Origin of the sequence: Geodermatophilus pulveris, from assembly GCF_900188375.1 — a bacterium.
Taxonomy (GTDB): domain Bacteria; phylum Actinomycetota; class Actinomycetes; order Mycobacteriales; family Geodermatophilaceae; genus Geodermatophilus; species Geodermatophilus pulveris.
Genome location: NZ_FZOO01000004.1, coordinates 429,123 through 455,011, shown reverse-complemented (window position 1 = coordinate 455,011; position 25,889 = coordinate 429,123). Strand labels below are relative to the sequence as shown.

Sequence of the window (25,889 nt, the reverse complement as noted above, 5' to 3'; positions counted from 1 at the left end):
ACCACTCTGGACCCGGACCAGCAACGATGGCAACGGCGATTGCCGAGATGGCAAACTGGCGAGCATGACCGACGACGACGTCCTGCAGAACGTGGGCCCCCGGCTGCGAGCGCTGCGCGGCCGGAGCGGGCGCACGCTGGCCGAGGTCGCCCAGGGCACCGGCATCTCGGTCAGCACGCTCTCCCGGCTGGAGTCAGGTGGGCGCCGCCCCACCCTCGAGCTGCTGCTGCCGCTGGCCCGCACGTACGGCGTGGCCCTCGACGACCTGGTCGACACCTCGGCGCCTCCCGACCCGAGGGTGCACGGCCACCCGATCGACCTGGACGGGATGACGATGGTGCCCCTGACCCGGCAGCCCGGCAGCGGGCTGCAGGCCTACAAGCAGCTGTTCCCGCCGCGGTGGCAGGTCGGCAACACCGAGCAGAAGGTCCACGAGGGCTACGAGTGGCTCTACGTCCTCTCCGGGCGGATCCGGCTGCTGCTCGGCCCGCGCGACTTCGTGCTGGGCCCCGGCGAGGTGGTCGAGTTCGACACCCGGGTGCCGCACGCCTTCTCCAACCCGTTCCCCGAGCCGGCGGAGACGCTGATCCTCGTGGGCCCGCAGGGCGAGCGCATGCACGTGCGCGCCCGCCCCGCCCGGTGAGCTGCGTCGAGCCTGGCCTCCGGGCACCCCACGGCGTCCCGGCGGTGATCGTGCGGGCGTGCCTAGGCTGGCCGTCGTGGCCGACCGCGTGATGACCGTGCACCTCGGCAGCCCGTCGGTCCGCGCCGCCGAGCCGCGCGACGTGCCACGGGTGGCCGCCACGCTCACCCTCGTGCAGGCCACCTCGCGCTGGGCCCGCTGGGCGCTGCCCGACGACGGCCGGGTGCAGCGGCTGACCCGGCTGGCCGAGCTGGACGCCGGGCACCGCGCGGTGTCCACCGGCAGCGGGTGGGTCACCGAGGACGTCACCGCCGTCGCCGCCTGGGTGCCCCCGGACGGCGCCCCGGGCACCCGGCCGCTCCCGGAGGACGTGCGGGCGGCGCTGGACCGGGAGCTGCCGCACGTGCACGGCCTGCGCTGGGACGCCGTCCGCCGCACCCGCGACCTGGTCGACGCCGCCCGCCCCGCCGGTGCGCACTGGTGGCTGGCGCACCTGGGCACCCGGCCGAGCAGCCGCCGGCTCGGCTACGGCACCGCGCTGCTGCAGCCGGGGCTGGCGCACTGCGACACCACCGGGCTGCCCGCCGCCGCGGTGGTGTCCACGTGGGCGGCCGTCCGGTTCCTGCGGCGGGTGGGCTTCGAGGTCGACCGGGAGGTGCCGGCGGCGGACGGCGGGCTGGCGCAGTGGCTGCTGGTGCGCCCGCCGGCGCGCTGAGCGGCACCCGCCCGCGGCGCCGTGCCGTCGCCGGACCGGCCGGCCGGCTGGTTGACTGCCGGGATGGTCTCGCCACTGCCCGAGCCGGAACCGGTCATCGACCCCACCGAGCCGGTGCCGGACGACCCGGGCGAGCTGCTCCCCGACGCCCCCGAGCCGCTGCCGCCCGCGCCGGTCGAGCCGACCCCCGACGACCCCGGGGGTGACCCGGGCGGCGTGCCCGAGCCGGCCTGACCGTCGAGCTGCCCGGCCGGGGCGGACCCCCTCCCGGTGGCGGGGTCTCAGTCCCAGGTGCGGCGCTGCTTCTTCAGCTCGCCGCGCTGCTTCTTGGCCCGGATGCGCCGCTCCTGGGACCCCCGCGTCGGGCGGGTGCGCCGACGGGCGGCCGGCGGCGGGGCCAGCGCCGCGCGCAGCACGGCGGCCAGCCGCTCGCGGGCGGCCTGCCGGTTGCGCAGCTGCTGGCGGTGCTCGCTGGCGGCCACGGTCAGGACGCCGTCCACCAGCCGGCCGGCCAGCCGGTCAGCGAGCCGCTGCCGCTGGGCGTCGGTGAGCCCCGGCAGGGCGAGCGGCGCCACCGACAGCTCCACCCGGGAGTCGGCGGTGTTCACCCCCTGCCCGCCGGGGCCCGACGAGCGGGAGAACCGCCAGCCGAGTGCGGCCGCGGGCACGACGAGGGACCCGGTGACCGGCAGGTCGCCGCCGGCGTCGTCGGGGGTGGGCACGCGGCCAGTGTGGCCGAGGGGCCTCAGGCCGCGGCCGGCACCGGGTCCGCGCCCCCGGCCGCCCCGGGCCGGCAGCGGGCCAGCCGGCGCAGGGTCAGCCGGCTGCCGCGGCCGGCGCCGTGCCGCTCCAGCGCCTCGACGGCGTAGGCCGAGCAGGTCGGCCGGAACCGGCAGGACGGCGGGCGCCGGGGGCTGACCTCGCGCTGGTAGACCCGGACGGCGGCCACCAGCCGGTCGCGCAGCCGGGTGCCGGGCCGCCCGGTGCCGGCGGCGTGCACGTGGCGCACCGTCGTCGGCACGAGGAACAGCCCGTCGACGCTGCAGCCGACGGCGTTGGCCAGGCAGCACCCGGTGTTGAGGAACAGCAGGTCGCGCAGGCACGAGCCGTCGCGGTCGTGCCGGCGCGGCCGGTGGCCGTAGCCGGGGCCGTAGCCGGGGCCGTAGCGCCGGCCGTAGCCGTAGCGGGGCCCGTACCGCGGTCCGCGGCGGCGCCGCCGCGGGCTCCAGCCGCTGCTCCAGATGAACACCACGGCCGGATCCTCCGCGCCCGCCGCGCGCGCCGCAGGACGGGGCGGGCACCATCGCACCCGTGCCCGACCTCCCCCTCGCCACCGCGCTGGCCGCCGGCCCGGTGCTGCTCGACGGCGGCCTGGCCACCGAGCTGGAGGCGCAGGGGCACGACCTGTCCTCCGCGCTGTGGTCGGCCCGGCTGCTGCGCGACGACCCGGAGGCGGTGGTGGCCGCGCACGCCGCCTTCGCTGCGGCCGGCGCCCAGGTGGCCACGACGGCCAGCTACCAGGTGTCGGTGGGGCGGCTGACCGCCGCGGAGGCCCGGCGGCTCGTCGTCCGCTCGGTGCACCTGGCCGAGTGCGGCGCGCCGCAGGCGTGGATCGCCGGGTCGGTGGGCCCCTACGGCGCCGCCCTGGCCGACGGGTCGGAGTACACCGGCGACTACGCCGACGCGGTCGGTGTGGCGGGGCTGCGGGAGTGGCACCGGCCGCGGATGCAGTGGCTGGCCGAGGCCGGCGCCGACGTCCTCGCCTGCGAGACGGTGCCCGCGGCCGCCGAGGCCGAGGCGCTGCTCGAGGAGGCCGACGGCCTCGGGTTGCCGGTGTGGCTGTCGCTCACCACGGTCGTGGACGGCGACGGCGTCGTGCGCACCCGCCGCGGCGAGCCGGCCGCCGAGGTGTTCGCGATGGCCCGCGGCGTGGAGGCCGTGCTGGCCGTCGGCGTCAACTGCACCGACCCCGCCGGGGTGCCCGCCGCGATGGCCGCGGCCGCGGCGGCGGGCAAGCCGGTCGTCGTCTACCCCAACAGCGGCGAGCGCTGGGACGCCGCCGCCCGGCGCTGGACCGGCGCCCCCGGCCTGTCCCCGGGCGAGGCGCACGGGTGGCTGGACGCCGGCGCCCGCCTGCTCGGCGGGTGCTGCCGGGTGGGCCCGGCGTCGATCGCCGGGCTCGCACACGCGATCGCGTGACCCGACCCGCCGGCCACCCACGCCCCGTGGTGCCCGACCTCGCGCTGCAGCGCGAGGTCGGGCACCACGGGGCAACGGTTCCCGGACGTCAGAGGATGGGCTTGCCGCCGGTGACCGCGACGCGGGCGCCGGAGACGTAGGACGCCTCGTCGCTGGCCAGCATCACGTACACCGGCGCCAGCTCCGCCGGCTGGGCGGCCCGGCCCATGGGCACCTGCGCACCGAAGCTCTCCACCTTCTCCTCGGGCATGGTGGCCGGGATCAGCGGCGTCCAGACCGGGCCCGGGGCGACGCTGTTGGCCCGGATGCCCTTCTCGGCCAGCATCTGGGCCAGCGACGCGGTGAAGTTCGCGATGCCGGCCTTGGTCATCGCGTAGTGGATGAGGTTGGGGCTCGGGTTGTCGGAGTTCACCGACGACGAGTTGATGATCGACGCGCCCGGCTGCATGTGCGGCAGGGCGTCCTTGCACAGGGTGAACATCGCGGTCAGGTTGACCGCCAGGGTGTGGTCCCACTCCTCGTCGGGGATCTCCTCCAGGGAGTCGCGGCTCATCTGGAACGCGGCGTTGTTGACCAGGACGTCGACCCGGCCGAACTCCTCGACCGCCTTCGGGATGATCGTCTTCTGGTGCGCCCGGTCGGCCAGGTCGCCGGGCACCAGCACGCACCTGCGGCCGGCCTCCTCGACGTACCGGGCGGTGTCCTTCGCGTCCTCGTGCTCGTCCAGGTAGGAGATGAGGACGTCGGCGCCCTCGCGGGCGAAGGCGATGGCGACGGCACGGCCGATGCCGCTGTCGCCGCCGGTGATGACCGCGGCCTTCCCGGCCAGCCGGCCGGAGCCGCGGTAGGTCTCCTCGCCGTGGTCGGGCTTGGGGTCCATCCGCGCCAGCGTGCCGGGGACGTCCTGCTGCTGGGCGGGCTGGGACTCGGGGCGGGGCTCGGACACGGGTCCTCCTGCGGTGCGGGTGCGGCTGGGCGTGGCGGTGCGCCTCGGCTCGGCGGCGCGCTCGCCCTACCCCCGACGCCGGGCGCGGAACCGGGGCGTCCGGGAGGGAAGAGCCGGCCCGTCGGGCACGCTGTCCCCCACGATGACCGCCGCACCCCTCCTCGACGACCCGGGCGACCTCTCCGCCCTCCGCGCGGCCGGCGCCGACCCCGACGAGCTGTTCAGCTCCTTCGCTGCCTGGGCGGAGGCGAACGGCACGGTGCTGTACCCGCACCAGGAGGAGGCGCTGATCGAGCTGGTCAGCGGCGCCAACGTCGTCCTCGCCACCCCGACCGGCTCGGGCAAGTCGCTGGTCGCCACCGGGGCGCAGTACGCGGCGCTGGCCGCCGGCCGGCGCAGCTGGTACACCGCCCCGATCAAGGCGCTGGTCAGCGAGAAGTTCTTCGCCCTCTGCGGGGTCTTCGGCGCGGCCAACGTCGGCATGCTCACCGGCGACGCCGCAGTGAACCGGGATGCCCCGATCATCGCCTGCACCGCCGAGGTGCTCGCCAACATCGCGCTGCGCGAGGGGGCCGACGCCGACATCGGCCTGGTCGTCATGGACGAGTTCCACTTCTACGGCGACCCCGACCGCGGCTGGGCCTGGCAGGTGCCGCTGCTGGAGCTGCCGAAGGCCCAGTTCCTGCTCATGAGCGCCACCCTCGGCGACGTCACCTCCCTGCGGGAGGACCTCACCCGCCGCACCGGCCGGCCCACCGCGCTGGTCGCCGACGCCGTCCGCCCGGTGCCGCTGCACCACTACTACGCCACGACGCCGATGCACGAGACGATCCAGGAGCTGCTGGACACCCAGCAGGCGCCGGTCTACGTCGTCCACTTCACCCAGGCCGCGGCGCTGGAGCGCGCCCAGGCCCTGATGAGCGTCAACGTGTGCAGCAAGGAGGAGAAGGCCGCGATCGCCGACATGATCGGCGGCTTCCGGTTCTCCTCGGCCTTCGGGACGACGCTCTCGCGCCTGGTCCGCCACGGCATCGGCGTCCACCACGCGGGGATGCTGCCGAAGTACCGGCGGCTGGTGGAGCAGCTCGCCCAGGCCGGGCTGCTCAAGGTCATCTGCGGCACCGACACCCTCGGCGTGGGCATCAACGTGCCGATCCGCACCGTCGTGTTCTCGGCGCTCTCCAAGTACGACGGCACGCGCACCCGGCTGCTCCAGGTGCGCGAGTTCCACCAGATCGCCGGCCGGGCCGGTCGTGCGGGCTACGACACCGCCGGCACCGTCGTCGTCCAGGCGCCGGAGCACGAGGTGGAGAACCTCAAGCAGTTCGCCAAGGTCGCCGACGACCCGAAGAAGCGCCGCAAGCTGGTGCGCAGGAAGGTGCCCGACGGCATGGTGCCGTGGAGCGAGGCGACGATGAAGCGCCTCGTCGAGGGCGAGCCCGAGAAGCTGACCAGCCACCTGCGGGTGACGACGGCGATGGTGCTCGACGTCGTCGACCGCCCCGGAGACCCGTTCGCGGCGATGCGCCGGCTGCTCACCGAGAACCACGAGCCGCGCACGAAGCAGCTGCGGCTGATCCGCGACGCCATCGGCATCGCGCGGTCGCTGCTGCAGGCAGGCGTCCTGGAGCGGCTCCCCGCGCCCGAGCCGGACGGCCGCCGCTACGACCTCACGCTCGACCTGCCGCCGGACTTCGCGCTCAACCAGCCGCTGTCGACGTTCGCGCTCGCCGCGATCGACCTGCTCGACCCGGGTTCCGACACCTACGCCTTGGACGTCGTCAGCGTCATCGAGGCCACCCTCGACGACCCCCGGCAGGTCCTCGCCGCCCAGCTCAGCAAGGCCAAGGGCGAGGCCGTCGCGCAGATGAAGGCCGAGGGCATCGAGTACGACGAGCGGATGGAGCTCCTCGAGGAGGTCAGCTACCCCAGGCCCTTGGAGGAGCTGCTCGGGCACGCCTACGACGTCTACCGGCAGAGCAACCCGTGGGCCGCGGACGCCCAGCTGTCGCCGAAGTCGGTGGTCCGCGAGATGTGGGAGCGGGCGTTCACCTTCCGGGAGTTCGTGAACACCTACGGCCTGACCCGGGCCGAGGGCGCCGTGCTGCGCTACCTCTCCGACGCGTTCAAGGCGCTGCGCTCGGGGGTCCCGGCCGCCGCCCGCACCGAGGAGGTCACCGACCTCGTCGAGTGGCTGGGCGAACTGGTGCGCCAGGTGGACTCGAGCCTGCTCGACGAGTGGGAGCAGCTGAGCAACCCCGAGGAGGGGGCGGTGGCCGAGGTCGCCGTCCCGGCCCGGCCGCGCCCGCTCACCGGCAACGAGCGGGCGTTCACCGCGATGGTCCGCAACCAGCTGTTCCGCCGGGTGGACCTGTGGGCCCGCCGCCGCTGGTACGACCTCGGCGAGCTCGACCGCGGCTCCGGGTGGGACGCCGACCGCTGGGGCGAGGTGGTGCGGGCCTACTTCGCCGAGCACGACGAGGTGGGCACCGGCGCCGACGCCCGCGGGCCCGCGCTGCTCGTCTGGGACCGCGGCGAGCCCGGTGTCTGGCGGGTGCGCCAGATCCTCGACGACCCCGCCGGCCACCACGACTGGGGCATCGACGTCGAGGTCGACCTCGAGGCGTCCGACGCCGACGGTGCGGTGGTGCTGCGGGTCGTCGACGCCGGCCGGAAGGACTGAGCACGTCGTCGGCCCGCCCACCGGCCGACACCGCGACCAGGTGCCGTCCCCGATCGGCGTCGTGCCAGGCTGAGCCGTGATCTCCGGATGACCCTCCCCGAGATGCTCGCCGTTGCCGCGGCGGGGCTGGCCGCGGGCGCGATCAACGCCGTCGTCGGCTCGGGCACGCTGGTCACCTTCCCGGTGCTGCTCGCCGTCGGCCTGCCCCCGGTGACCGCCACGATCAGCAACTCCCTCGGCCTGGTGCCCGGCAACCTGGCCGGGTCGCTGGGCTACCGCCGCGAGCTGACCGGCCAGCGGGGGCTGCTGCTGCGGCTGCTGCCCGCCTCCGTGCTCGGCGCGCTGACCGGCGCCTTCCTGCTGCTGACCCTGCCGGCGAGCAGCTTCGAGGCCATCGTGCCGACGCTGGTCGGGCTGGCCGTCGTCCTGGTCGCCGTGCAGCCGCTGGTGCAGCGGGTGCTGGCGCGGCGGCGGCCGGCCGACGCCCCACCGGTGCAGATCCGCGGGGCCCGGCTGGCCGCGCTGTTCGCCGGCGCCTACGCCACCGGCAGCTACGGCGGCTACTTCGCGGCCAGCCAGGGCGTGCTGCAGATCGGCGTGTTCGGGCTGCTCATGCGGGAGTCGCTGCAGCGGCTGAACGCGATCAAGAACGTGCTCACCCTCGCGGTCAACGGCGTGGCCGCCGCGGCCTACGTCGTCGTGGCGACCGACCGGGTCGACTGGCTGGCCGCGACGCTGGTCGCCGCCGGGTCCCTGGTGGGCGGGTACGTCGGCGCCCGCGTCGGCCGCCGGCTGCACCCGACCGCGCTGCGGGCGGCGATCGTCGTGCTCGGCTGCGTGGCGATCGCGGTCCTCCTGGCCCGCTGAGGGCCCCTCGGACCGGCCCGTGTCGAAGCCGGAGCCGCGGCGCGGCAAGCTTGACCCATGACCGGTGGTGCAGCAGAACGCTTCGACGCGACCCTCGCCTCCTCCCCCGCCCACCTGGCCGGCCCGGAGCTCCTGCCCTCCCGGCTGGCCCGCGCCTGCGCCCTGGCGCTGGCCGTGGACGGCGCCGGACTGAGCCTGCACGTCGGCGTGCTGCGGACACCGATCGGCGCCAGCGACCCGCAGACCGCGCACGCCGAGCGCCTGCAGTTCACCGTCGGCGACGGCCCGTGCCTGCGCGCGCAGGACACCGGCTCGCTGATCGCCTTCTCCATGGAGGACATCGCCCGCAACTGGCCGCAGCTGTGGGGGTCGCTGCTGGAGGAGAGCCCGTACCGCGGCGTGCTGTCGGTGCCGCTGCCCTCGCCGATGGGGCCGCTGGTGGTGCTGGACCTCTACGTGCGCGACCCGCGGACGCTGACCGCGCTGGACCGCGACGACGTGCAGCAGGTGGCGCGGGGGACGGCCGAGGAGCTGTCGCTCACGGTGACCGGGCCGGAGTTCCCCGACGACGGGAGCAACTGGCTGGACGGGCCCGACGCGCGCCGGCGGGCCAACGTGTGGCAGGCGATGGGGCTGGTCGGCATCGCCTTCGGACTGGACGCCGCCGACGCGATCGTCACGATGCGCGCCTCGGCGATCAGCTCCGCGCGGGTGGTGGACGACGTCGCCGAGGACATCCTCGCCGGCCGGCTGGTGCCGGCGGACCTCAAGGCCGCGCCGGCCGCGGAGGACAGCGGCGGGTGACCGGGTCCCCGTGCCGGGGTGCTCAGGCGACGTAGGCGGCGAGGAAGAGCACGAACGAGCTGGCCAGCAGCAGCAGCCGGGCCGGGGTGAGGCCGTTGATCAGGTTGGCCGTCGCCTCCACCCACGCGGGCCGGATGCCGGCCTCCCGCGCGCCCCGGCGCACCAGCCGCACCTCGTCGGCCAGCAGCGCCCCGGCGGAGCCGAGCATGCCGAGCCCGACGGTCAGGAACACCAGCGCCAGCCGCTCGCGGAAGTCCTCGGCCACCCCGGCGAGCAGCAGCGCGACGAGCAGGCCGGTGAGCAGGCCGGCCACCGCGCCGGCGACGGGCGCCCACGGGCCCATCCGGGTCAGCGGGGAGACGGTGCGCGGGCCGAGCCGCGGCCGGCGGACCACCGGGCCGGTCGGCTGCGGCCCGTCCGGCGCGGGGCCGGCGGCCGGGGACGCGTCCGGCGGGGGCGGCGCGGGCGGCGCCGGCGTGCTGCCGACCGGGATCGGCCCGGTCGCCGTCATCGGGGGCGGGACCGGCCCGGACGGCGGGGCGTCCGGCGGCACGGCACCGGAGGGCGCCCCTCCGGCCGGCGTCGCTCCGGAGGGGACCGCGCCGGAGGGGGTCGCGCCGGACGGCGTCGCTCCGGACGGCGTCGCTCCGGACGGGCCCGCCCCGGCGGGCGGGGCCGCGGGCAGCTCGGTGGTCACGGGGGACGGGGTGCGGGGTGCCTCGGACATCGGCGCCCACGCTAGAGCAAGGACCCCCGTGACCTGCGGGCCTCACACCAGCCGGCGGCTGTCCGGCCCGACCACGCGCAGCCAGCGGTACCCGTAGCCCTCGACGGTCAGCTCGGCCCGCCCGCCGTCCCCGACCGGGGTCTCCCCCACCTCCAGCAGGTCGGCCAGCCGGTGCCCGGCGTCGCACCCGTCGAGGGTGAGCGGCACGGTCCGCGGCTCCGGCCCGAGGTTGTGGACGGCGACCAGGGCGCCGTCGTCCCAGCTGCACAGGTGGGCCAGCACCTCCGGGTGCGGCTGGTCGAGCAGGGCGAACACGCCCCAGCCGAGCTCGGGCGACTCCCGGCGGCGGCGCACCAGCAGCTTGACGAACGACAGCAGCGAGCCGGGGTCGTGGCGCTGGTCGGCGACGTTGACGAAGCGGGGGGCGAACCCGCCGTCGACCACCGGGCCGGGGAGGGCGGCGGGGTCCTCGACGGTGGAGAAGCCGCCGTGCCGGCCGGCGGTCCACTGCATCGGGGTGCGGACGGCGAGCCGCCCCTCCGCGTCGAGGTCCTCCCCCATGCCGATCTCCTCGCCGTAGAACAGCACCGGGGTGCCCGGCAGGGCGAACAGCAGGCTGTAGACCATGCGCACCCGCCGCGGGTCGCCGTCCAGCATCGGCGGCAGCCGGCGGCGCAGGCCGCGGCCGTAGACCTGCATGCGCTCCTCGGGGCCGAAGGCGGCGAAGACCTCGGCGCGCTCCTCGTCGGTGAGCTTGTCCAGGGTGAGCTCGTCGTGGTTGCGCACGAACGTGGCCCACTGGTTGTCCGGCCTCAGCGCCGGCCGCCCGGCCAGTGCCCGGCTGACCGGGCCGGCGTCGCCGCGGGCGAGGGACAGGTAGAGCGCCTGCATGCCGACGAAGTCGAACTGCATGGTGAGCTCGTCGCCCTCGGCGCCGCCGAAGAACTCCAGCTGCTGGTCGTAGGGCAGGTTCACCTCGCCGAGCAGGACGCCGTCGCCGGTGCGCCGGCCGACCAGCTGGCGCAGGTCGCGCAGGTAGTCGTGCGGCTCCGGGAGCTCCCCGCCGTCGGCGCCGACGGTCTCCAGGAAGAAGGGGACGGCGTCGACGCGGAAGCCGGACAGCCCGAGCTGCAGCCAGAAGCACATGATCTTGGCGATCTCGTCCCGGACCCGCGGATTGGTCACGTTGAGGTCGGGCTGCTCCTTGTAGAACTTGTGCAGGTACCACTCCCCCGTCGGCTCCGAGAGCGTCCAGATGCTGTCCTCCTGGTCGGGGAAGACGACCTGGTCGGCGGTGTCCGGCGGCTCCTCGGACCGCCAGACGTAGAAGTCGCGGAACGGTGAGTCCGTGGACGCCTCGGCCGAGCGGAACCACGGGTGCTTGCGGGAGGTGTGGTTGACGACGAGGTCGGCGATGACCCGCATGCCGCGGTCGTTGGCGGTGCGGATGACCTCGACGAGGTCTCCGTGGGTGCCCAGCCTCGGGTCGACGCCGTAGAAGTCGGTGATGTCGTAGCCGTCGTCCCGCTCGGCGGTCGGGTAGAAGGGCATCAGCCACAGACAGGTGACGCCGAGGTCGGCGAGGTGGTCGATGCGCTGGGCCAGCCCGACGAGGTCGCCGCACCCGTCGCCGTCCCAGTCCATGTAGGTCTCGACGTCCAGGCAGTAGACGACGGCGTTCTTCCACCACAGGTCGGCGGTGTCGGTGATCCTCATCCGTCGTCCCTACCGCATCCGGGGCCCGTGGGGGGCCGGGGACGGCGGGGTGACCCGCGCGGTCACGGGAGGACGGCGGGCTGCGGGCGCTGGTCGGGGCGGCGCGGCTGCGGCGCGCCGGGCGGGTCGATGGCCACCGCCGGGGCGGGCCGGGTGACGCCGAGCTGCGGCAGCACGTGCTCGCCGAAGGCGTCCAGGAAGGGCAGCTGCTCCTTGCCGACGTGGTGCAGGTAGATCTCCTCGAAGCCGAGCTCGGCGAACTCGGCCAGCCAGGCGGCGTGCTGCCCGAGGTCGGAGCTGACCAGCACCGCCCGCTCGACGGCCTCCTGCGGCACGTGCCGGCTGGCCTGCTCGAAGGCCTCGGGGCCGTCGATGTCCCAGCACAGCGGCGGCGGGAAGGTGTTGGTGTGCCACTGCTCATAGGCGATGGCCGCCGCCCGGTCGGGGTCGGGGTCCCAGCACAGGTGCACCTGCAGGGCGAGCCGGCCGCGGCCCCCGGCGTCGCGGTAGGCGCCGGTCAGCTCGCGCAGCGTGTCGTGCGGCTGGTTGATGGTGATGAAGCCGTCGGCCCAGTCGGCGTGCCGCCGGGCCGTCGGCACGCTCATCACCGGGCCGATGAGGGCGGGCTGCTGCTCGGGCAGTGACCAGATCTTGGCGCGCTCGACGTCCACCAGCCCGCGGTGCGTGACCTCCTCGCCGGCCAGCAGGGCGCGGATGACGTCGACGCACTCGCGCAGCCGGGCGTCCCGGATGCGCTTGGGCGGCCACGGGTCGGCGGTGATCCGCTCGTTCATGACCTGGCCGCTGCCCAGCGCCATCCAGAAGCGCCCGGGGAACATGGCCGCCAGGGTCGCGGCGCCCTGGGCGATGATCGCCGGGTGGTAGCGCTGCCCCGGGGCGTTGACCACGCCGAGGGGCAGGCCGGTGGTGGCGAGCGCGGCACCCAGCCAGGACCAGGCGAACCCGGAGTGCCCCTGGGCGTGGTTCCAGGGCGCGAAGTGGTCGGAGCACATCGCCGCGGTGAAGCCCACCTCCTCGGCGTGCTGCACGGCCCGCAGGAGGTCGGCGGGGTGCACCTGCTCGTGGGAGTTGTGGAACCCGATCACCGTCATGCCCCGCACCTACCCCGCCGTCGGGCCCCCTACCTGCGGCGATCACATGTGGGCTGCGGCCCGGCGCAACACGACCAGGCCTGGCGAAGCGCGACCAGGTGGCCCCGACGTGTCGAGTCGACGCCGCATCGGCCGGAACGGCTGGACTGGGCGCTGACAGCACGCGAGCGCGGCCACCCGCTCTACTGCTGGCACGGCCCGTCTGCACCGGTGTACGAGGTGGTCGCACAGCCGGGTCCATGACGCGAGCCACCGGGACCTCCCTCTCCGGCCACCTCCAGGGACGAAGCCGGTCCCCAATCCGCCAGGACAGCCCTGGAACGGTGGTGGGTCGTCGGCGGGGTCCGGTGCCGGTGGCGATGCGCCGGGTGGCCGGGTGAGCACGCGGGGGCCGGTGAGCTGCATGCCCGGGGGTCGGGTGGTGCGCTGCACGCCGCTGGGTGCGGTGACGGTGAGGACGCCGTCGGCGGTCATCGCGTAGGTCCAGCCGGGGGCGTGGGTCTTGAGCCGGTGGTGGCGCCGGCACAGGCAGCACAGGTTGGCGCAGTCGGTGGGCCCGCCGGCGGCGTGGGGGCGGACGTGGTCGACGTCGGCCCAGCCGGCGCGGTTGTCGCAGCCCGGGTGGCGGCAGGTGCGGTCGCGGGTGGTGACCAGCCGCCGGTGGGCGGCGGTCGGGCGGTAGCCGGTGCGGGCCGGCGGCCGGGTGATGACCGCGCAACCACAGTCGCTGCCGGGGTGGTCCGGGCAGCCGTGCCGGGCGGCCTGGCGCAGCTCGTGCAGGGTGGCCACGGCCGCGAGGGCGCCGCGCTCGTCGGTGAAGGAGAAGGTGAGACTGCCGCCGGGTGGGGCCTGCAGGCCGATCGCGTCGAGGTCGGCGAGCAGGTCGCGGACGTGGGCGGCGGTGATCGGCGTGCCGGCCACCGCCCCGGTCGGCGCGGCCACGCTGCCCGGCGGCTGGAAGGCAGCCGGTAGCGGTGCACCGGAGTCCAGGAACCGCCGCGGGGTGAGCGCGCCGAGCGGCACCTGGACGTCGAGGTGGGCGGTCACCGGGTCCGGGGCCGCCCAGGGGCGCAGGATGAGGTCGGCCAGGATGCCCGAGCGCAGCAACCCGATCGGCCGGTCGTCCCCGGCCTCCTTCGCCCGCCAGGCCAGCGCGTCGATCCGGGCCTCGCAGGCCGCGGCGGTCTCGTCGGCCATCCCGGCGACCAGTTCGCTGACCCCGTCGCCGACCGGGCGGCAGTGCACGGTGACCGCCCGGTGCGCCCGGTCGCGCCGGCGGTCCGACGCCGCGGCGTCGCGGGCGGCCAGCTCCGCACGGATCCGGGCCGTGAGCTTGCGGATCGACAGCGACGCGGCGACCGGCAGGACGGCGGCCTCCACCGCGGCCACCACGCCCGGGTGCACGTGGCGGGCCTGCCAGCCGAGTTCGGCGGCCAGGGTGCGGGCGCGGGGCCAGTCCAGCCGGCCGCAGGCCAGCTCGGTGTGGGTGGCGCGCAGCGAGCCGGTCAGGGTGAGCGCGTGCTCGGTGAGGACGGTGGCGGTGGCCCGGGCGCAGTTCAGCGTCATGGCCAGCTCGTCGACGAAGAACTCACCGACCCCGTCGGGGCCGGCCGGCTCGTCATCCGGGGCGGCGCCGGGTCGACAGTCCCCGGTGGCCGGGCGGTCGGCGGCGAGGGCGGCCACCAGCTCCACCTCGTAGGCGGCCAGCTCGGCCTTGAGCTGCTGCACCCGCTGCAGCTCGGCGGCCTTCTCCGCCGGCGCGCGCGCGTGCACCGGCAGCACCTCACCCAACCGAGGCGCCGCCGTCGGTGGCGGGCAGGCGGGCGGCAGCGTCAGGTCGGCCACCGTCAGGCCGACACCGAAACCACCACCCCGGGAACACGCCCACAACGTAGGCGGGGGGTCTGACACTCTCTCGCCCCTGACCAGCGCGGACGCGGGAGGACGCCGGACCGGCCACGAGTCGGTCACGGGCTCGGTGCAGGCGACACGCGCGGACACGCCGCGACCGCGAGCGACAGCCGCATGATCACGGCGGCCGCCTGCAGGATCCCGCCGCGAGCCCGCGGCGGGCTCACGCGGGGGTGACGGTGCCCGTGCCCTCGGCGGGCGTGTCGGCGCCGTCGAGCAGCAGCAGCTCGGCGTCGGTGTGCTCCAGCGGCGCGGCGAACAGGTAGCCCTGCGCCAGTGCGACCCGCCCGTCGCGCAGCCGGCTGCGCTCGCGCTCCTGCTCGATGCCCTCGGCGACGATCTCCAGGTCGAGGGTGTGCCCGAGGTCGATGAGCCCGCGCAGGATGGCCGGCATCGCCTCGGCGTCGCCGATGGTGCTGACGAACGACCGGTCGATCTTGAGGATGTCGACGGCGAACTGGCGCAGGTGCGACAGCGACGAGTAGCCGGTGCCGAAGTCGTCGAGGGCCACCCGCACGCCCAGGCTGCGCAGCTCGTGCAGCCGCTCGGCGGCCAGGGCCGGGTCGCGCACCAGCACCGACTCGGTCAGCTCCAGGACCAGCGCCGACGGCGGCAGCCCGCTGGCGGCCAGCGCCGTCCGGACGTCGTCGAGCAGCCCCGGTGACCCCAGCTGGGACGGCGACACGTTGACCGCCATCGACAGGCCGGCCGCCGCGGTGTGGTCCCGGCGCCAGGCGGCCGCGGCCGCGCACGCGCGGGCGATGACCCAGCGGCCGATGTCCGGGACCAGCCCGATCTCCTCCGCGACCGGCAGGAACCGCTCCGGCAGGACGACACCGAGGACCGGGTGGTGCCAGCGCAGCAGCGCCTCGAAGCCGGTGACCCGCTCGCTGCCCAGGTCGACCACCGGCTGGTAGACCAGCCGGAACTGGTCGGCGGCCAGCGCCGCCCACAGGTCGGCCTCCATCTGCCGGCGCTCCGCGGCGGCCGAGCGCATCTGCGGGTTGAACACCACGTACCGGCCGCGGCCGGCGCCCTTGGCCCAGTACATGGCGGCGTCGGCGTCGCGCAGCAGCGAGGACGCCGTGGCCGCGACGTCGCCGGTGGCGATGCCGATGCTCGCCGAGACGCTGACCCGGTGGCCGCCCAGGTCGACCGGCACGGTCAGCGCGGCGAGGACGCGCTCGGCGATGCCGACGGCCTCCTCCACGCCCGGGGAGCGCTCCACGAGGATCGCGAACTCGTCGCCCCCGAGGCGGGCGAGGGTGTCCTCGGTGCGGACGGCGGACTGCAGCAGGCCGCCCACCTCGCGGATGAGCCGGTCCCCGGAGGCGTGGCCCAGGCTGTCGTTGACGGCCTTGAAGCCGTCGAGGTCGAGGAAGACGACCGCCACCTCGCCGCCACTGCGCGCGGTGCGGCGCAGCGCGAGCTCCAGCCGGTCGGTGAACAGCGCCCGGTTGGCCAGCCCGGTGAGCACGTCGGAGAAGGCCAGCGTGGTGAGGTCGGCCTCGGTGCGCCGCACCCGGCGGGCGGCACACGCGGCGGCGACGGCGGCCGCGGTGCCGCTGAGCAGCAGGTGTAGCAGCACCTGGCGCCCGGCCGGCGCCCACCCGACGGCCACGTGCGCGACGGTCAGCGCCGCGGCGGACAGCCCGGACAGGACCACGACCCGCAGCCGCAGGGCCGCCGTCGGTGCCGGTGCGTCGTCCACGGGTGGCCTTCCGTCGGGGAGTGCGTCCCCGACGGTCTCGGCGGGCCCTGCCGGCGGCTTGAGCCGCACCGCGCCGGCGCCACCCGCAGGGGTGAGCGCGCTCAGCCGAGCAGGTCCGCCACCCGCCGCGGGTCGGTGGCCACGTCCAGGTGCTGCCCGGTGCCGTCGCCGACGACGGTCCACCCGCGGGCCCGCGCGGCCGCGGCCGCGGCGTCGTAGGCCGGCGAGAGGTGCACGTACCGGGCGCCGTGGTCGGGCCACCGGTCCGGCACCGGCACGGCGACGTCGTAGAGGTCGGCCGGCAGCCGGTGGCCCTCGGCCAGCACGGCCGCCCGCACGCGCTCGTCCGGCCACGTCCCGGTGGGCAGGACGGCGTCCACCCACACCACCCGGCGGGCGCTGACCGCGACCGCGACGGCGGGCAGCGTGAGCCCGGCCCCGGAGAACCCGGCGACCACCTCCGCCGGGCCGGCCGCCGCCGCGGCCCCGACCCACCGCCCGGGCCAGCCGGCCGCCGTCGCGACGGCCGCCCGCAGGTCCGGGACGGCGACGGTGTGCCCCCGCCGGTGCAGCTCCGCCGCCAGCGGCTGCAGCACCGCCGGCCCGACCAGCGGCGGGTGGACCAGCCGGCCGGGCACCGGCTCAGCCGCCGAGCAGCGGCTCGTACACCTCCTGGGTGCGGTCCAGGACCTCCTGCAGCTCGCCGGCGCCGCGGAACTCCCCGGTGACGTACTCCTCGCCCACCTGCTCGACGACGGCCGGGTCGTCGTGCGCGGTGCGCAGCGCGTCCTCCAGCACGGTGACCACCTCCTCGGGCAGGCCCGCGGGGCCGGCCAGACCGAAGGTGGAACCGGACAGGGTGAGCTCGGGGAACCCGGACTCGGCCAGCGTGGGCGTGTCCGGCAGCCAGGGCAGCCGCTCCTCCGTGGACACCGCCAGCGGCCGGAACTGCCCCGCGTCGATGTTCTCGGTGACGTCGGAGGAGGCGTTGATGAGGACGGCGTCGACGTTGCCGCCGAGCAGCGCCGTCGTCATCTCCGCGTTGCCGTCGAACGGCACCGCGGTGACCTCGACGCCGTACTCCCCCGCCAGCCGCTGCAGCTCGATGCCCTGCGGGGTGGAGGCGCCCGGCACGCCGACGGTGAGCACGCCCGGCTGCTGCTCCGCGGCGGCCACGAAGTCGGCGACCGTGGCGTACTCGGAGTCCGCGCCGACCGCGAGCACCGACGGCACCTCGGACATGACGCCGATCGGCGTGACGTCGTCCTTCGAGTAGCCGACCTCGTTGGCCAGCGGGGTGAGCACCAGCGTCCCGGCGGTCACCAGGGACAGGGTGTACCCGTCGGGCTCGGCGGCGATGAGCTCCTGGGTGGCGATGGCCCCCGACCCGCCGGGCAGGTTCTCCACGACCACGGTCTGGCCGAGCTGCTCCTCCAGGGAGGCGCCGTAGGCGCGGGCGGTCAGGTCGGTCGGGCCGCCCGCGGCGTAGGGCACGAGCAGCCGGATCTCCTCGGTGGGGTAGTCGGCCGGGGCCGCGGCGGTCCCGCCGTCCCCACCACCCTGGTCGGCGCAGGCGGTGAGCAGGCCGAGCGCGGTCAGGACGGCGAGGGCGCGGGCGGGACGGGGCATCGGTGCCTCCAGGTCAGTCGGGCCGGACGACGGTCAGGTCGGGAGCGAAGGTCAGCCGGGCACCGGTGACCGCCTGCAGCGCCTCGGGGGTGACGCCGGGGGCGACCTCCCGGACGACGAACCCCCCGGGGGACACGTCGAGGACGGCGAGGTCGGTGTAGACCCGGTCGACGACGGCCGCGGCGGTGAGCGGGTAGGTGCAGCGGGGCAGCAGCTTCGGCCGGCCGTCGCGGGTGGTGTGGGTGGTCACGACGAGGACCTGCCGGGCGCCGACGGCGAGGTCCATCGCCCCGCCCACGGCCGGCGGGAGGGCCGCCTCGTCGGTGGCCCAGTTGGCCAGGTCGCCGTTCTCGGCCACCTGGAAGGCGCCGAGGACGGACACGTCGATGTGCCCCCCGCGCATCATCACGAACGCGTCGGTGTGGTGGCAGAACGCCCCGCCGGGCAGCAGGGTCACCGGCTGCTTGCCGGCGTTGATCAGCTCCGGGTCCTCCTCGCCGGGGGCCGGGGCCGGTCCCATCCCGAGGACGCCGTTCTCGCTGTGGTAGACGATCTCCTTGTCCGGCCCGACCACGTCGGCCACCAGGGTGGGCAGCCCGATCCCCAGGTTGACGTAGGAGCCGTCGGGGATGTCGCGGGCCACCCGGCGGGCCACGTCGACCGCCGACAGCCGCGGCGCCGTCACGGCGCCACCTGCACGACGCGGTCGACGAAGATGCCCGGCGTCACGACCGCCTCGGGGTCCAGCGCACCGAGCTCGACGAACTCGCGGACCTGCACCACGGTCAGCGCCGCCGCGGTGGCCATCGTCGGGCCGAAGTTGCGGGCCGCGGTGCGGTAGACCAGGTTGCCCCAGCGGTCGGCCCGGTCGGCCTTGACCAGCGCCACGTCGGCGGGCAGCGGGCGCTCGAACACCTGGCGGCGGCCGTCGAGGACGCGCACCTCCTTGCCCTCGGCGAGCAGCGAGTCCGCCCCGGTCGGGGTGAAGAAGCCACCCAGGCCCGCCCCGGCCGCGCGCATCCGCTCGCTGAGGGTGCCCTGTGGGACCAGCTCCAGCTCGATCTCCCCGGCGCGCCAGAACTTCTCGAACCAGACCGAGCCGGCCGAGCGCGGGTAGGAGCAGATGATCTTGCGCACCCGCCGCTCGCGGATCAGCGCCGCGACGTCGCTCTCGCCGCTGCCGGCGTTGTTGGTGACCACGGTGAGGTCCCCGGCGCCCTGCTCCAGCAGGGCGTGCACCAGCTCCACCGGGACACCGGAGTTGCCGAAGCCCCCGACCAGCACGGTGGACCCGTCGGCGACCCCGGCGACGGCGTCGGCCAGGGTGGCCACCCGCTTGTCGATCACGGGGCGGCCTGCCGGCGCCGGTACCAGCGGGGCGAGGTGGACGGCGGCGGGGCGAGCGCGGCGCGGACCACCAGCACGTCCGGGCCGGTGGCGTCCAGGCTCGCGTCCAGCGCCGCGGCGAACTCCGGCCCGAAGCCGTCCACCGACCGGGCGGGCACGCCGAAGGAGGCGGCCAGGGCGGCGAAGTCCGGGGTGGCCAGGTCGACGCCGCGGGTCGGGACGCCGGCCTGCACCTGGTCGAAGCGGAGCATCCCGTAGCCGCCGTCGTCGACGATCACGGTGGTGACCGGCAACTGCTCCTGGGCGAGGGTGGCCAGCTCGCCGCAGGCGAACAGGAAGCCGCCGTCCCCGATGAGGACCAGCGCGCGGCCCCGGCCGGCCAGCGCGGCGCCGATGGCGGCCGGGAAGGCATAGCCGAGGGTCCCCCAGCCCAGCGGGAAGGCCAGCCGGCGGGGCCCGGGCAGCCGGGCGAAGCCGGCCGCCCAGTAGCCGGCGATGCACATGTCGGCGAGCAGCACCCCGGTGCGGTCGGCCACCGCCTCCAGCGCGTCCAGCAGGCCCGCGGCCTGCGGCTCGTCGGTGCGCACCACCTCGCGCACCTCGGCGGCCACCCGGTCGAGGGTGCCGCGCAGCGCCGGCTGCCCGTCGCGCTGCGGCAGGCCGTCGAGCAGGGCGGGCAGCACGGCGGACACGTCCCCGGCGACGGTGACGTCGGCCGGGTAGTTCTCGGCCGCGCCGGCGGGGTCGACGGTGACCGCGAGCAGGGCCGGCGGCCGCGGCATCGCCCAGTTCTGCGTGTTGGTCCCGTCCAGGTCGCTGCCCAGGGACACCACCAGGTCCGCCTCGTCCCACAGCCGGCCGACGGCGGGCACGTGCGGCGGCCCCGGCACCAGGCAGGGGTGGTCCGGGGGCAGCAGCCCGCGGCCACCGAAGGTGGTCACCACGGGGGCCGCCAGCCGGAGGGCGAGCTCGCCGACGAGCTCCCCGGCGCCGGCGCGCAGCGCCCCGCCGCCGGCCCACACCAGCGGGCGGCGGGCCGCCGCCAGCAGCTCCCGGGCGCGGGCCAGCTCGCCGGCGTCCGGGCGCCCGTCCGGCACCTGCGGGGGGACCGCGGCCCGCTCCGGGGCGCCGGCCGCGGCGCTCAGCAGGTCCGTGGGGACGCCCAGGTAGACCGGGCCGGTGGCCGGGCGCAGGGCGGCCGCGCCGGCGCGCACGGTGTCGGCGTACAGGTCCGCGGCCGCCGCGGTCACCACGGTGGTCTTGGTGACCGGCGCGAACATCGCCGCCTGGTCGCGGGTCTCGTGCAGGACGCCGCGGTACACCCCGGGGCGGCGCAGCGTCGACGGGATGTCGGTGGCGACGACGAGCACCGGTGCGCCGGAGGCCATCGCCTCGCCGGTGGCGCCCAGCGTGTTGGCCGCCCCCGGGCCGGTGGTGACCACCGCGACGCCCAGCCGGCCGGTGGCGCGGGCGTAGCCGTCGGCGGCGTACACGGCGGCCTGCTCGTGCCGGACCCCCACGACCCGCAGGCCGGCGGCCGCGGCGGCCTCCCAGACGGCGAGGTTGTGCACCCCGGGCAGGCCGAAGACCGTGTGCACGCCCAGGTCCCGCCACGCGGCGACGAGGGCGTCCGCGCCCGTGGCCGGGCGGGCGCCCGCGTCGGTCCGCGGGGCCTCAGTCGCCGACGACATCGCGGAAGGTCTCCTCCGTCTCGGTGAACAGGTCGGCCAACTCCGCGCTGCCGAGGAACTCCTCCGGCACGTACCGGGCGTCGAGGGCCTCGACGACCGCGGCGTCCTCCGCGGCGCTGCGCAGGGCGTCCTCGAGGGTCGTGAGGACCTCCTCCGGCGTGCCCGCGGGGGCGATCAGCCCGAAGGTGGTGGTGCTCTGGGTCAGCTCCGGGTAGCCCGCCTCGACGAACGTGGGCGCGTCGACGTAGTCCAGCGGCTCCTCCGTGCCGACGGCGAGCACCCGCAGCTGCCCGTCCTCGACGGCCGGCAGCACGTCCTGCGAGAGGTTCATGAACCCGGCGGTGACGTTGCCGCCGAGCAGCGCCGTCTGCACCTCCGCGTTGCCGTCGAAGGGCACCACGGTCAGCGGCACGTCGTAGAGCTCGGTGATCCGCCGGGTCTCCGCGGCGTGCGTGTTCGTGGCGCCCGGCGTCCCGACGCTGACCGCCTGCGGGTCCGTGCGGGCCGCCGCGAACAGCGCCTCCAGGTCCGGGTACGGCGAGTCGGCCGGGACGACGATGCCCGAGGGCACCTGGGTGACCACGCCGACCGGCGCGAGATCCGCAGCCGTGTAGCCGACGTCGTTGGTCAGGTAGTTGAGCACCGCGGTCGGCAGGGCGGTCATCGACAGCGTGTGGCCGTCGGGCTGCGCCGAGATGAGCTCGACGTAGGCGGTGGCACCCGAGGCCCCGGGCAGGTTCTCCACCACGACCGGCTGGCCCAGCTCCCCCTCCAGGTGCGCGCCGAGCGCCCGCGCCGCGATGTCGGTCGGCCCCCCGGCGGCGTAGGGCACGATCAGCCGGACCTCCTCCGAGGGGTAGTCGGCAGCAGCGACGGTGGCGCTGTCCTGCGCGCACCCGGTGAGGGCGGCGGCGGTGACCAGCAGGGCGGCGAGGGGGCGCAGGGGTCTCATCGTTCTCCGGGTGCAGAGGGGACGTCGGTGTCGGCGGTGCGGCGCGGCTCGGGGGCCGGCTCGGTGGCGGGGTCGGTGGCGGGGTCGCTCTCGCCCTCGGGGTCGACGTGCCGGAAGGCGGCGCGCCGGCGGCGGGCGGTGACCAGGCTGACGACGACGACCAGCGCCATGACGGCGAACAGGCCGCCGGACAGCGGGCGGGTGACGAAGACGTCCAGGCTGCCGCCGGAGATCAGCATCGACTGGCGGAACGCCCGCTCCATGATCTCGCCCAGCACGAAGGCGAGGACCAGCGGGCCGGGCTCGAAGCCGGTCTTCTTCATCAGCCAGCCGACCAGGCCGAAGACCAGCACGACCCACATGTCGAACGAGTCGTTGTTGATCGAGAAGACGCCGGCCATGGTCACCAGCAGGGCGAAGGCGGCGAGGATGCCCGCCCGCACCCGCAGCAGCTGCACGAAGACCCCGACCAGCGGGATGTTCAGGGCCAGCAGCATCAGGTTGCCGACGACCATCGAGGCGATGACGCCCCAGAAGATCTCCGGCTCCTCGCTGATCAGCTGCGGCCCGGGGGTGATCCCCTGCACCAGCAGCGCGCCGAAGATCAGCGCCAGGACCACGTTGGCCGGGATGCCGAGGGTCAGCAGCGGGATGAACGCCGAGGTGGAGGAGGCGTTGTTCGCCGTCTCGGGCCCGGCGACGCCCTCGATGGCGCCCTTGCCGAACCGGGTGGGGTCCTTGGCGCGGCGCTTCTCCAGCGCGTAGGAGGCCAGCGAGGAGATCACCCCGCCCCCGCCGGGCAGCACGCCGATGACGAAGCCGAGCACCGAGCCGCGGGCGATGGCCCCCGAGGAGTCGCGGAAGTCCTGGCGGCTGGGCCAGATGTTCTTGATCCGCTGGGTGACCGCCTGGACCTTCTCGGTCCGCTCCAGGCTGTGCAGGATCTCCCCCACCCCGAACAGGCCCATCGCGACCGCGACGAAGTCGACGCCGTCGAAGAGCTGCACCGAGCCGAAGGTGAACCGGGTGGTGCCGGTGATCGGGTCCTGCCCCACGGTGGCCAGCAGCAGGCCGACGGCGGCCATGGCCAGGCTCTTCAGCGGGGTGCCGCTGCCCAGGTAGGTGACCAGCAGGATGCCCAGTGCGGTCAGCGCGACGTACTCCGGCGGGCCGAAGGAGACCGCGAGGTCGGCCAGCGGCGGCGCCAGCAGGGCCAGGCCGACCACCGACAGGGTGCCGCCGACGAACGAGCCGACCGCGGCGATGCCCAGGGCCGGCCCGGCGCGGCCCTGCTTGGCCATCTGGTAGCCGTCGAAGGTGGTGACCACCGAGGCGGCCTCGCCGGGCAGCCGCAGCAGCACCGAGGTGATCGTGCCGCCGTACATCGAGCCGTAGTAGATGCCGGCGAGCAGGATGACCGCCGTCGCCGGCTCGATGGAGTAGGTCAGCGGCAGCAGCAGCGCGATCGTGGCGGTCGGGCCGAGCCCGGGCAGCACGCCGATGACGGTGCCGATGAGCACGCCGGCGAAGACGTAGAGCAGGTTGACCGGGTCCAGGGCGACGGAGAAGCCCTGGAGGATGCCGTCGGTGATGCCCACCTCAGCCGCCCAGCAGCTGGTCGACCGGGCCGGCTGGGAACGGCACGCCGAGGGCGACGACGAACACCAGGTGCAGGACGAGCGCCCCGGCGACGGCCAGCACGAGGGCCATCCGCCACGACTCGCCGGCCAGCCAGCGCAGCCAGGCGAACAGCAGCAGGGCCGCCGGGACGACGAAGCCGATGGTGTCGAACAGGACGACGAACAGTGCCAGGCCGGCCAGGCCCGCGACGATCCGCGCCGTCCCGACCGTCCAGGACTCGTAGTCCTCGGCCGGGTCGAGGAACAGCAGCGCGGCGGCGGTGCCGGTCAGCAGCGCGGCCACGATGGCCGGCCACAGGCCCGGGCCGGGCGCGGTGAGCTCACCGAGCCCCATGCCCCGGGCCGTGAGCAGGGCCCCCACCCCCAGCGCCAGGAGCAGCAGCGGGGCGACCCGGCGCAGCTGGGAGCGGACCGGCCGGGGGGGCCGTGCCGGCGCCGGTGCTGGCGTGGACGTGGACATGGGCTCCTCGTCGGGTCACGGGCAGGGCGGGTGTGACGCCCGACACTAGAGGGCGGCATTGTGCATGGTCCAATAACGAATCAAGGCAGCGTTGATGCATCTGGCGCATGGATGGAGGGCTCGTGGAGCTGCGGCACCTGCGCGCCTTCACCGCCGTCGCCGAGGAGCTGCACTTCGGCCGGGCGGCCCGCCGGCTGCACGTCGCCCAGCCGGCCCTGAGCCAGCAGGTCAAGCAGCTGGAGTCCGACGTCGGCGCGGTGCTGCTGGAGCGGACCACCCGGCAGGTGCGGCTCACCAGCGCCGGCGCGGTGTTCCTCGAGCACGCCCACCGGGTGCTGCGCGAGGCCGAGCGGGCCCGCGAGGCGGTGCTGGTGACCGAGCGCGGCGAGCGCGGGGAGCTGCGCGTCGGGGTCACCGGCGTCATCACCTGGCGGCTGCTGCCCCGGATGGCGCGGGCCTACCGGCGGCGCTACCCGCAGGTGCGGCTGGAGCTGCGGCCGTCGGTGTTCAGCGCCGCGCAGGTCAGCGCCCTGATCGACGCCGAGATCGACGTGGGCTTCCTGCGCGCCCCGGTGCCCGCCGGCCCGCTGGCCAGCCGGGTGATCCTCAACGAGTCGCTGATGGCGGTGCTGCCCCAGGACCACCCGCTGGCCGGCGCGCCCGAGGTCGACCTGGCCGACCTGTGCGACGACCCCTTCGTCAGCTACGTCTCCATGCAGGGGTCGGCGCTGCGCGACGCCGCGGTACACGCCTGCTTCTCGGCCGGCTTCACGCCGCGGGTGGTGCAGGAGGCGCCGGACACGCACACCGTGGTCGCGCTCGTCGGCGCCGCGGTGGGCGTGGCGCTGATGCCGGCGTCGGCGGAGACCCTGCAGATCGAGGGCGTGGTCTTCCGGCCGATCGCCGGCGGGGTGGACGTGCGGGTGCCGATCGCGCTGGCCTGGCGGCAGGGCGACCCCTCGCCGGTGCTCGCCGGGTTCCTGGCCACCGCCGAGGAGGTCCTGCCCGGCCCCGGGCCGGGGCCGGGCAGGACCTGACCGGCGGCTACTCCTGCAGCAGGGGGCCGTAGACCTCGACGATCTCGTCGATGCGCGCCTGGAAGGCATCCCGGCCGATGAACTCGTCGGGGACGTACTGGTCGCCCAGCGTCTCGATCACCTCCGGCTTCTCCAGGCAGGCCGACACGCCGTCCTCGAGGGTCTGCAGCACCGGGTCGGGCGTGCCGGCCGGGGCGGCCAGGCCGAAGACCGACACGCTGTTGGTGAGCTCGGGGTAGCCGAGCTCGGCCAGCGTCGGCACGTCGGGCAGGTAGTCGACGCGCTCCTCGGGGCTGATCGCCAGCGGCACGAACTGGCCGGTCTCGATGTTCTGCAGCACGTCGCGGGAGGCGTTGATGAACACCGCGTCGACGTTGCCGCCGAGCAGCGCGGTGGTCATCTCGGCGTTGCCGGTGAACGGCACGAGGGACAGCTCGACGCCGTACTCCTCCGCCAGCCGGCGCAGCTCCATCGCCTGCGACGTCGTCGCGCCCGGCACGCCGACGTCCACCTGGCCGGCGGTCTGCTCGGCCTCGGCGAACAGCGCCCGGGCGTCGGGGAACCGCGACCCCTGCCCGACCGCGAGCACGGAGGGGATCTCGGTGACCGCGGCGATCGGCACGTAGTCCTCGTTGGTGTAGCCGACGTCCTCCCCCTGCAGCGGGTTGGTCGCCGAGGCCGGGACGGCGATCAGCGACAGGCTGTAGCCGTCGTTGCCGCCCTGGATCATCGCCTGCATGCCGAGCGCGCCCGAGGCGCCCTCCCGGTTCTCGGCGACCACGGTCACGCCGAGGTCGGCGGCCAGGCAGTCACCGACGGTGCGCGCGGCCAGGTCGGTCGGGCCGCCGGGCGCGTAGGGCACGTACAGGGTGATGTCCTCGGTCGGGTACTGCTCGGCGGCCGCGCCCCCCTCCTCGGGCTCCTCGGCCACGCAGCCGGTGAGCAGGACGGCGGTCGCCGCGACGAGGACGGGCAGGGTCGGGCGGGGGGATCTCATGCGGGCCTCCACGGGTGCGCGCGTGCGGGGGACGGCGGCGGGCGCCGCCCTGCGGAGCCTGGTGCCCGGCCCGGCGGATGTCATCCCGGGACCGGAACCGTC

25 protein-coding genes are annotated in these 25,889 nt (G+C 75.8%); 8 read left to right on the top strand and 17 right to left on the bottom strand.

The window, feature by feature from the left end:
- Positions 1-64 precede the first annotated feature (64 nt).
- The 3 genes from CHB98_RS11340 (at position 65) to CHB98_RS21615 (ending at position 1,592) form a co-directional block, all read left to right on the top strand.
- The gene (locus tag CHB98_RS11340) at positions 65-643 is read left to right on the top strand and encodes a helix-turn-helix domain-containing protein (protein WP_089305662.1); all 579 of its coding nucleotides are present in this window, start codon (positions 65-67) and stop codon (positions 641-643) included.
- 76 nt (positions 644-719) lie between these two features.
- Positions 720-1,358, top strand: coding sequence for a GNAT family N-acetyltransferase (locus tag CHB98_RS11335; RefSeq protein ID WP_245821082.1), 639 nt, complete (start codon positions 720-722; stop codon positions 1,356-1,358).
- A gap of 63 nt (positions 1,359-1,421) precedes the next feature.
- Positions 1,422-1,592: a hypothetical protein gene (locus tag CHB98_RS21615; RefSeq protein ID WP_179224410.1), complete on the top strand. Its 171-nt coding sequence runs from the start codon at positions 1,422-1,424 to the stop codon at positions 1,590-1,592.
- A 47-nt stretch (positions 1,593-1,639) separates the two neighbouring features.
- Here CHB98_RS21615 and arfB read toward each other — a convergent pair whose 3' ends face one another.
- Together arfB and yidD are read right to left on the bottom strand one after the other, a co-directional pair.
- A complete protein-coding gene (arfB, locus tag CHB98_RS11330; protein ID WP_089305661.1) occupies positions 1,640-2,080 on the bottom strand; it encodes an alternative ribosome rescue aminoacyl-tRNA hydrolase ArfB in 441 nt (146 codons plus the stop codon).
- A 23-nt stretch (positions 2,081-2,103) separates the two neighbouring features.
- Positions 2,104-2,610 carry a membrane protein insertion efficiency factor YidD gene (gene yidD, locus CHB98_RS22365; RefSeq protein ID WP_245821081.1) on the bottom strand — a complete coding sequence of 169 codons (507 nt, stop codon included), beginning with the start codon at positions 2,608-2,610 and terminating at the stop codon, positions 2,104-2,106.
- 59 nt (positions 2,611-2,669) lie between these two features.
- Here yidD and mmuM point away from each other — a divergent pair, with 59 nt between their 5' ends.
- The gene (mmuM, locus tag CHB98_RS11320) at positions 2,670-3,557 is read left to right on the top strand and encodes a homocysteine S-methyltransferase (protein ID WP_089305660.1); all 888 of its coding nucleotides are present in this window, start codon (positions 2,670-2,672) and stop codon (positions 3,555-3,557) included.
- Between the two features lie 88 nt (positions 3,558-3,645).
- On the opposite strand, the gene CHB98_RS11315 is transcribed toward mmuM, so the two are convergent.
- Positions 3,646-4,503: an SDR family oxidoreductase gene (locus tag CHB98_RS11315; protein ID WP_179224408.1), complete on the bottom strand. Its 858-nt coding sequence runs from the start codon at positions 4,501-4,503 to the stop codon at positions 3,646-3,648.
- 142 nt (positions 4,504-4,645) lie between these two features.
- Here CHB98_RS11315 and CHB98_RS11310 point away from each other — a divergent pair, with 142 nt between their 5' ends.
- From CHB98_RS11310 to CHB98_RS11300, 3 genes are all read left to right on the top strand, one after another.
- The gene (locus tag CHB98_RS11310; protein ID WP_089305739.1) at positions 4,646-7,186 is read left to right on the top strand and encodes a DEAD/DEAH box helicase; all 2,541 of its coding nucleotides are present in this window, start codon (positions 4,646-4,648) and stop codon (positions 7,184-7,186) included.
- A gap of 87 nt (positions 7,187-7,273) precedes the next feature.
- Positions 7,274-8,053: a sulfite exporter TauE/SafE family protein gene (locus tag CHB98_RS11305; RefSeq protein ID WP_089305659.1), complete on the top strand. Its 780-nt coding sequence runs from the start codon at positions 7,274-7,276 to the stop codon at positions 8,051-8,053.
- Between the two features lie 57 nt (positions 8,054-8,110).
- On the top strand, positions 8,111-8,857 hold the full coding sequence (locus tag CHB98_RS11300) for a hypothetical protein (protein ID WP_089305658.1): 747 nt from the start codon (positions 8,111-8,113) through the stop codon (positions 8,855-8,857).
- Between the two features lie 22 nt (positions 8,858-8,879).
- Here CHB98_RS11300 and CHB98_RS11295 read toward each other — a convergent pair whose 3' ends face one another.
- From CHB98_RS11295 to CHB98_RS11240, 13 genes are all read right to left on the bottom strand, one after another.
- Positions 8,880-9,368: a hypothetical protein gene (locus CHB98_RS11295; RefSeq protein WP_245821080.1), complete on the bottom strand. Its 489-nt coding sequence runs from the start codon at positions 9,366-9,368 to the stop codon at positions 8,880-8,882.
- Between the two features lie 258 nt (positions 9,369-9,626).
- On the bottom strand, positions 9,627-11,300 hold the full coding sequence (locus CHB98_RS11290) for an alpha-amylase family protein (RefSeq protein ID WP_089305657.1): 1,674 nt from the start codon (positions 11,298-11,300) through the stop codon (positions 9,627-9,629).
- 62 nt (positions 11,301-11,362) lie between these two features.
- Entirely contained in the window at positions 11,363-12,412 is a 1,050-nt protein-coding gene (locus CHB98_RS11285; RefSeq protein WP_089305656.1) for a TIGR03885 family FMN-dependent LLM class oxidoreductase, read from the bottom strand.
- Positions 12,413-12,454: 42 nt separating this feature from the next.
- On the bottom strand, positions 12,455-14,185 hold the full coding sequence (locus CHB98_RS11280; RefSeq protein ID WP_089305655.1) for an HNH endonuclease signature motif containing protein: 1,731 nt from the start codon (positions 14,183-14,185) through the stop codon (positions 12,455-12,457).
- A gap of 301 nt (positions 14,186-14,486) precedes the next feature.
- On the bottom strand, positions 14,487-16,034 hold the full coding sequence (locus CHB98_RS11275; RefSeq protein WP_143425070.1) for a putative bifunctional diguanylate cyclase/phosphodiesterase: 1,548 nt from the start codon (positions 16,032-16,034) through the stop codon (positions 14,487-14,489).
- A 101-nt stretch (positions 16,035-16,135) separates the two neighbouring features.
- On the bottom strand, positions 16,136-16,672 hold the full coding sequence (locus CHB98_RS21135) for a hypothetical protein (protein WP_143425069.1): 537 nt from the start codon (positions 16,670-16,672) through the stop codon (positions 16,136-16,138).
- A 4-nt stretch (positions 16,673-16,676) separates the two neighbouring features.
- Positions 16,677-17,663 carry a tripartite tricarboxylate transporter substrate binding protein gene (locus CHB98_RS11270; RefSeq protein WP_089305653.1) on the bottom strand — a complete coding sequence of 329 codons (987 nt, stop codon included), beginning with the start codon at positions 17,661-17,663 and terminating at the stop codon, positions 16,677-16,679.
- A 13-nt stretch (positions 17,664-17,676) separates the two neighbouring features.
- Positions 17,677-18,348, bottom strand: coding sequence for a 3-oxoacid CoA-transferase subunit B (locus tag CHB98_RS11265; protein WP_089305652.1), 672 nt, complete (start codon positions 18,346-18,348; stop codon positions 17,677-17,679).
- Positions 18,345-19,010, bottom strand: a complete 666-nt coding sequence (locus CHB98_RS11260; protein ID WP_089305651.1) for a 3-oxoacid CoA-transferase subunit A — start codon at positions 19,008-19,010, stop codon at positions 18,345-18,347. Before CHB98_RS11260 ends, CHB98_RS11265 begins: the two co-directional genes overlap by 4 nt.
- Positions 19,007-20,701: a thiamine pyrophosphate-binding protein gene (locus tag CHB98_RS11255; RefSeq protein ID WP_089305650.1), complete on the bottom strand. Its 1,695-nt coding sequence runs from the start codon at positions 20,699-20,701 to the stop codon at positions 19,007-19,009. The genes CHB98_RS11260 and CHB98_RS11255 overlap by 4 nt, the downstream gene beginning before the upstream one ends.
- On the bottom strand, positions 20,685-21,653 hold the full coding sequence (locus CHB98_RS11250; RefSeq protein WP_089305649.1) for a tripartite tricarboxylate transporter substrate binding protein: 969 nt from the start codon (positions 21,651-21,653) through the stop codon (positions 20,685-20,687). The genes CHB98_RS11255 and CHB98_RS11250 overlap by 17 nt, the downstream gene beginning before the upstream one ends.
- Positions 21,650-23,251 (bottom strand): tripartite tricarboxylate transporter permease, encoded by a 1,602-nt coding sequence (locus CHB98_RS11245; protein ID WP_089305648.1) that lies wholly within the window; start codon positions 23,249-23,251, stop codon positions 21,650-21,652. The genes CHB98_RS11250 and CHB98_RS11245 overlap by 4 nt, the downstream gene beginning before the upstream one ends.
- Before the next feature lies 1 nt (position 23,252).
- Entirely contained in the window at positions 23,253-23,753 is a 501-nt protein-coding gene (locus tag CHB98_RS11240; RefSeq protein ID WP_089305647.1) for a tripartite tricarboxylate transporter TctB family protein, read from the bottom strand.
- A gap of 122 nt (positions 23,754-23,875) precedes the next feature.
- Here CHB98_RS11240 and CHB98_RS11235 point away from each other — a divergent pair, with 122 nt between their 5' ends.
- Entirely contained in the window at positions 23,876-24,790 is a 915-nt protein-coding gene (locus CHB98_RS11235) for a LysR substrate-binding domain-containing protein (RefSeq protein WP_089305646.1), read from the top strand.
- A gap of 7 nt (positions 24,791-24,797) precedes the next feature.
- On the opposite strand, the gene CHB98_RS11230 is transcribed toward CHB98_RS11235, so the two are convergent.
- On the bottom strand, positions 24,798-25,787 hold the full coding sequence (locus CHB98_RS11230; protein ID WP_089305645.1) for a Bug family tripartite tricarboxylate transporter substrate binding protein: 990 nt from the start codon (positions 25,785-25,787) through the stop codon (positions 24,798-24,800).
- Positions 25,788-25,889 lie beyond the last annotated feature (102 nt).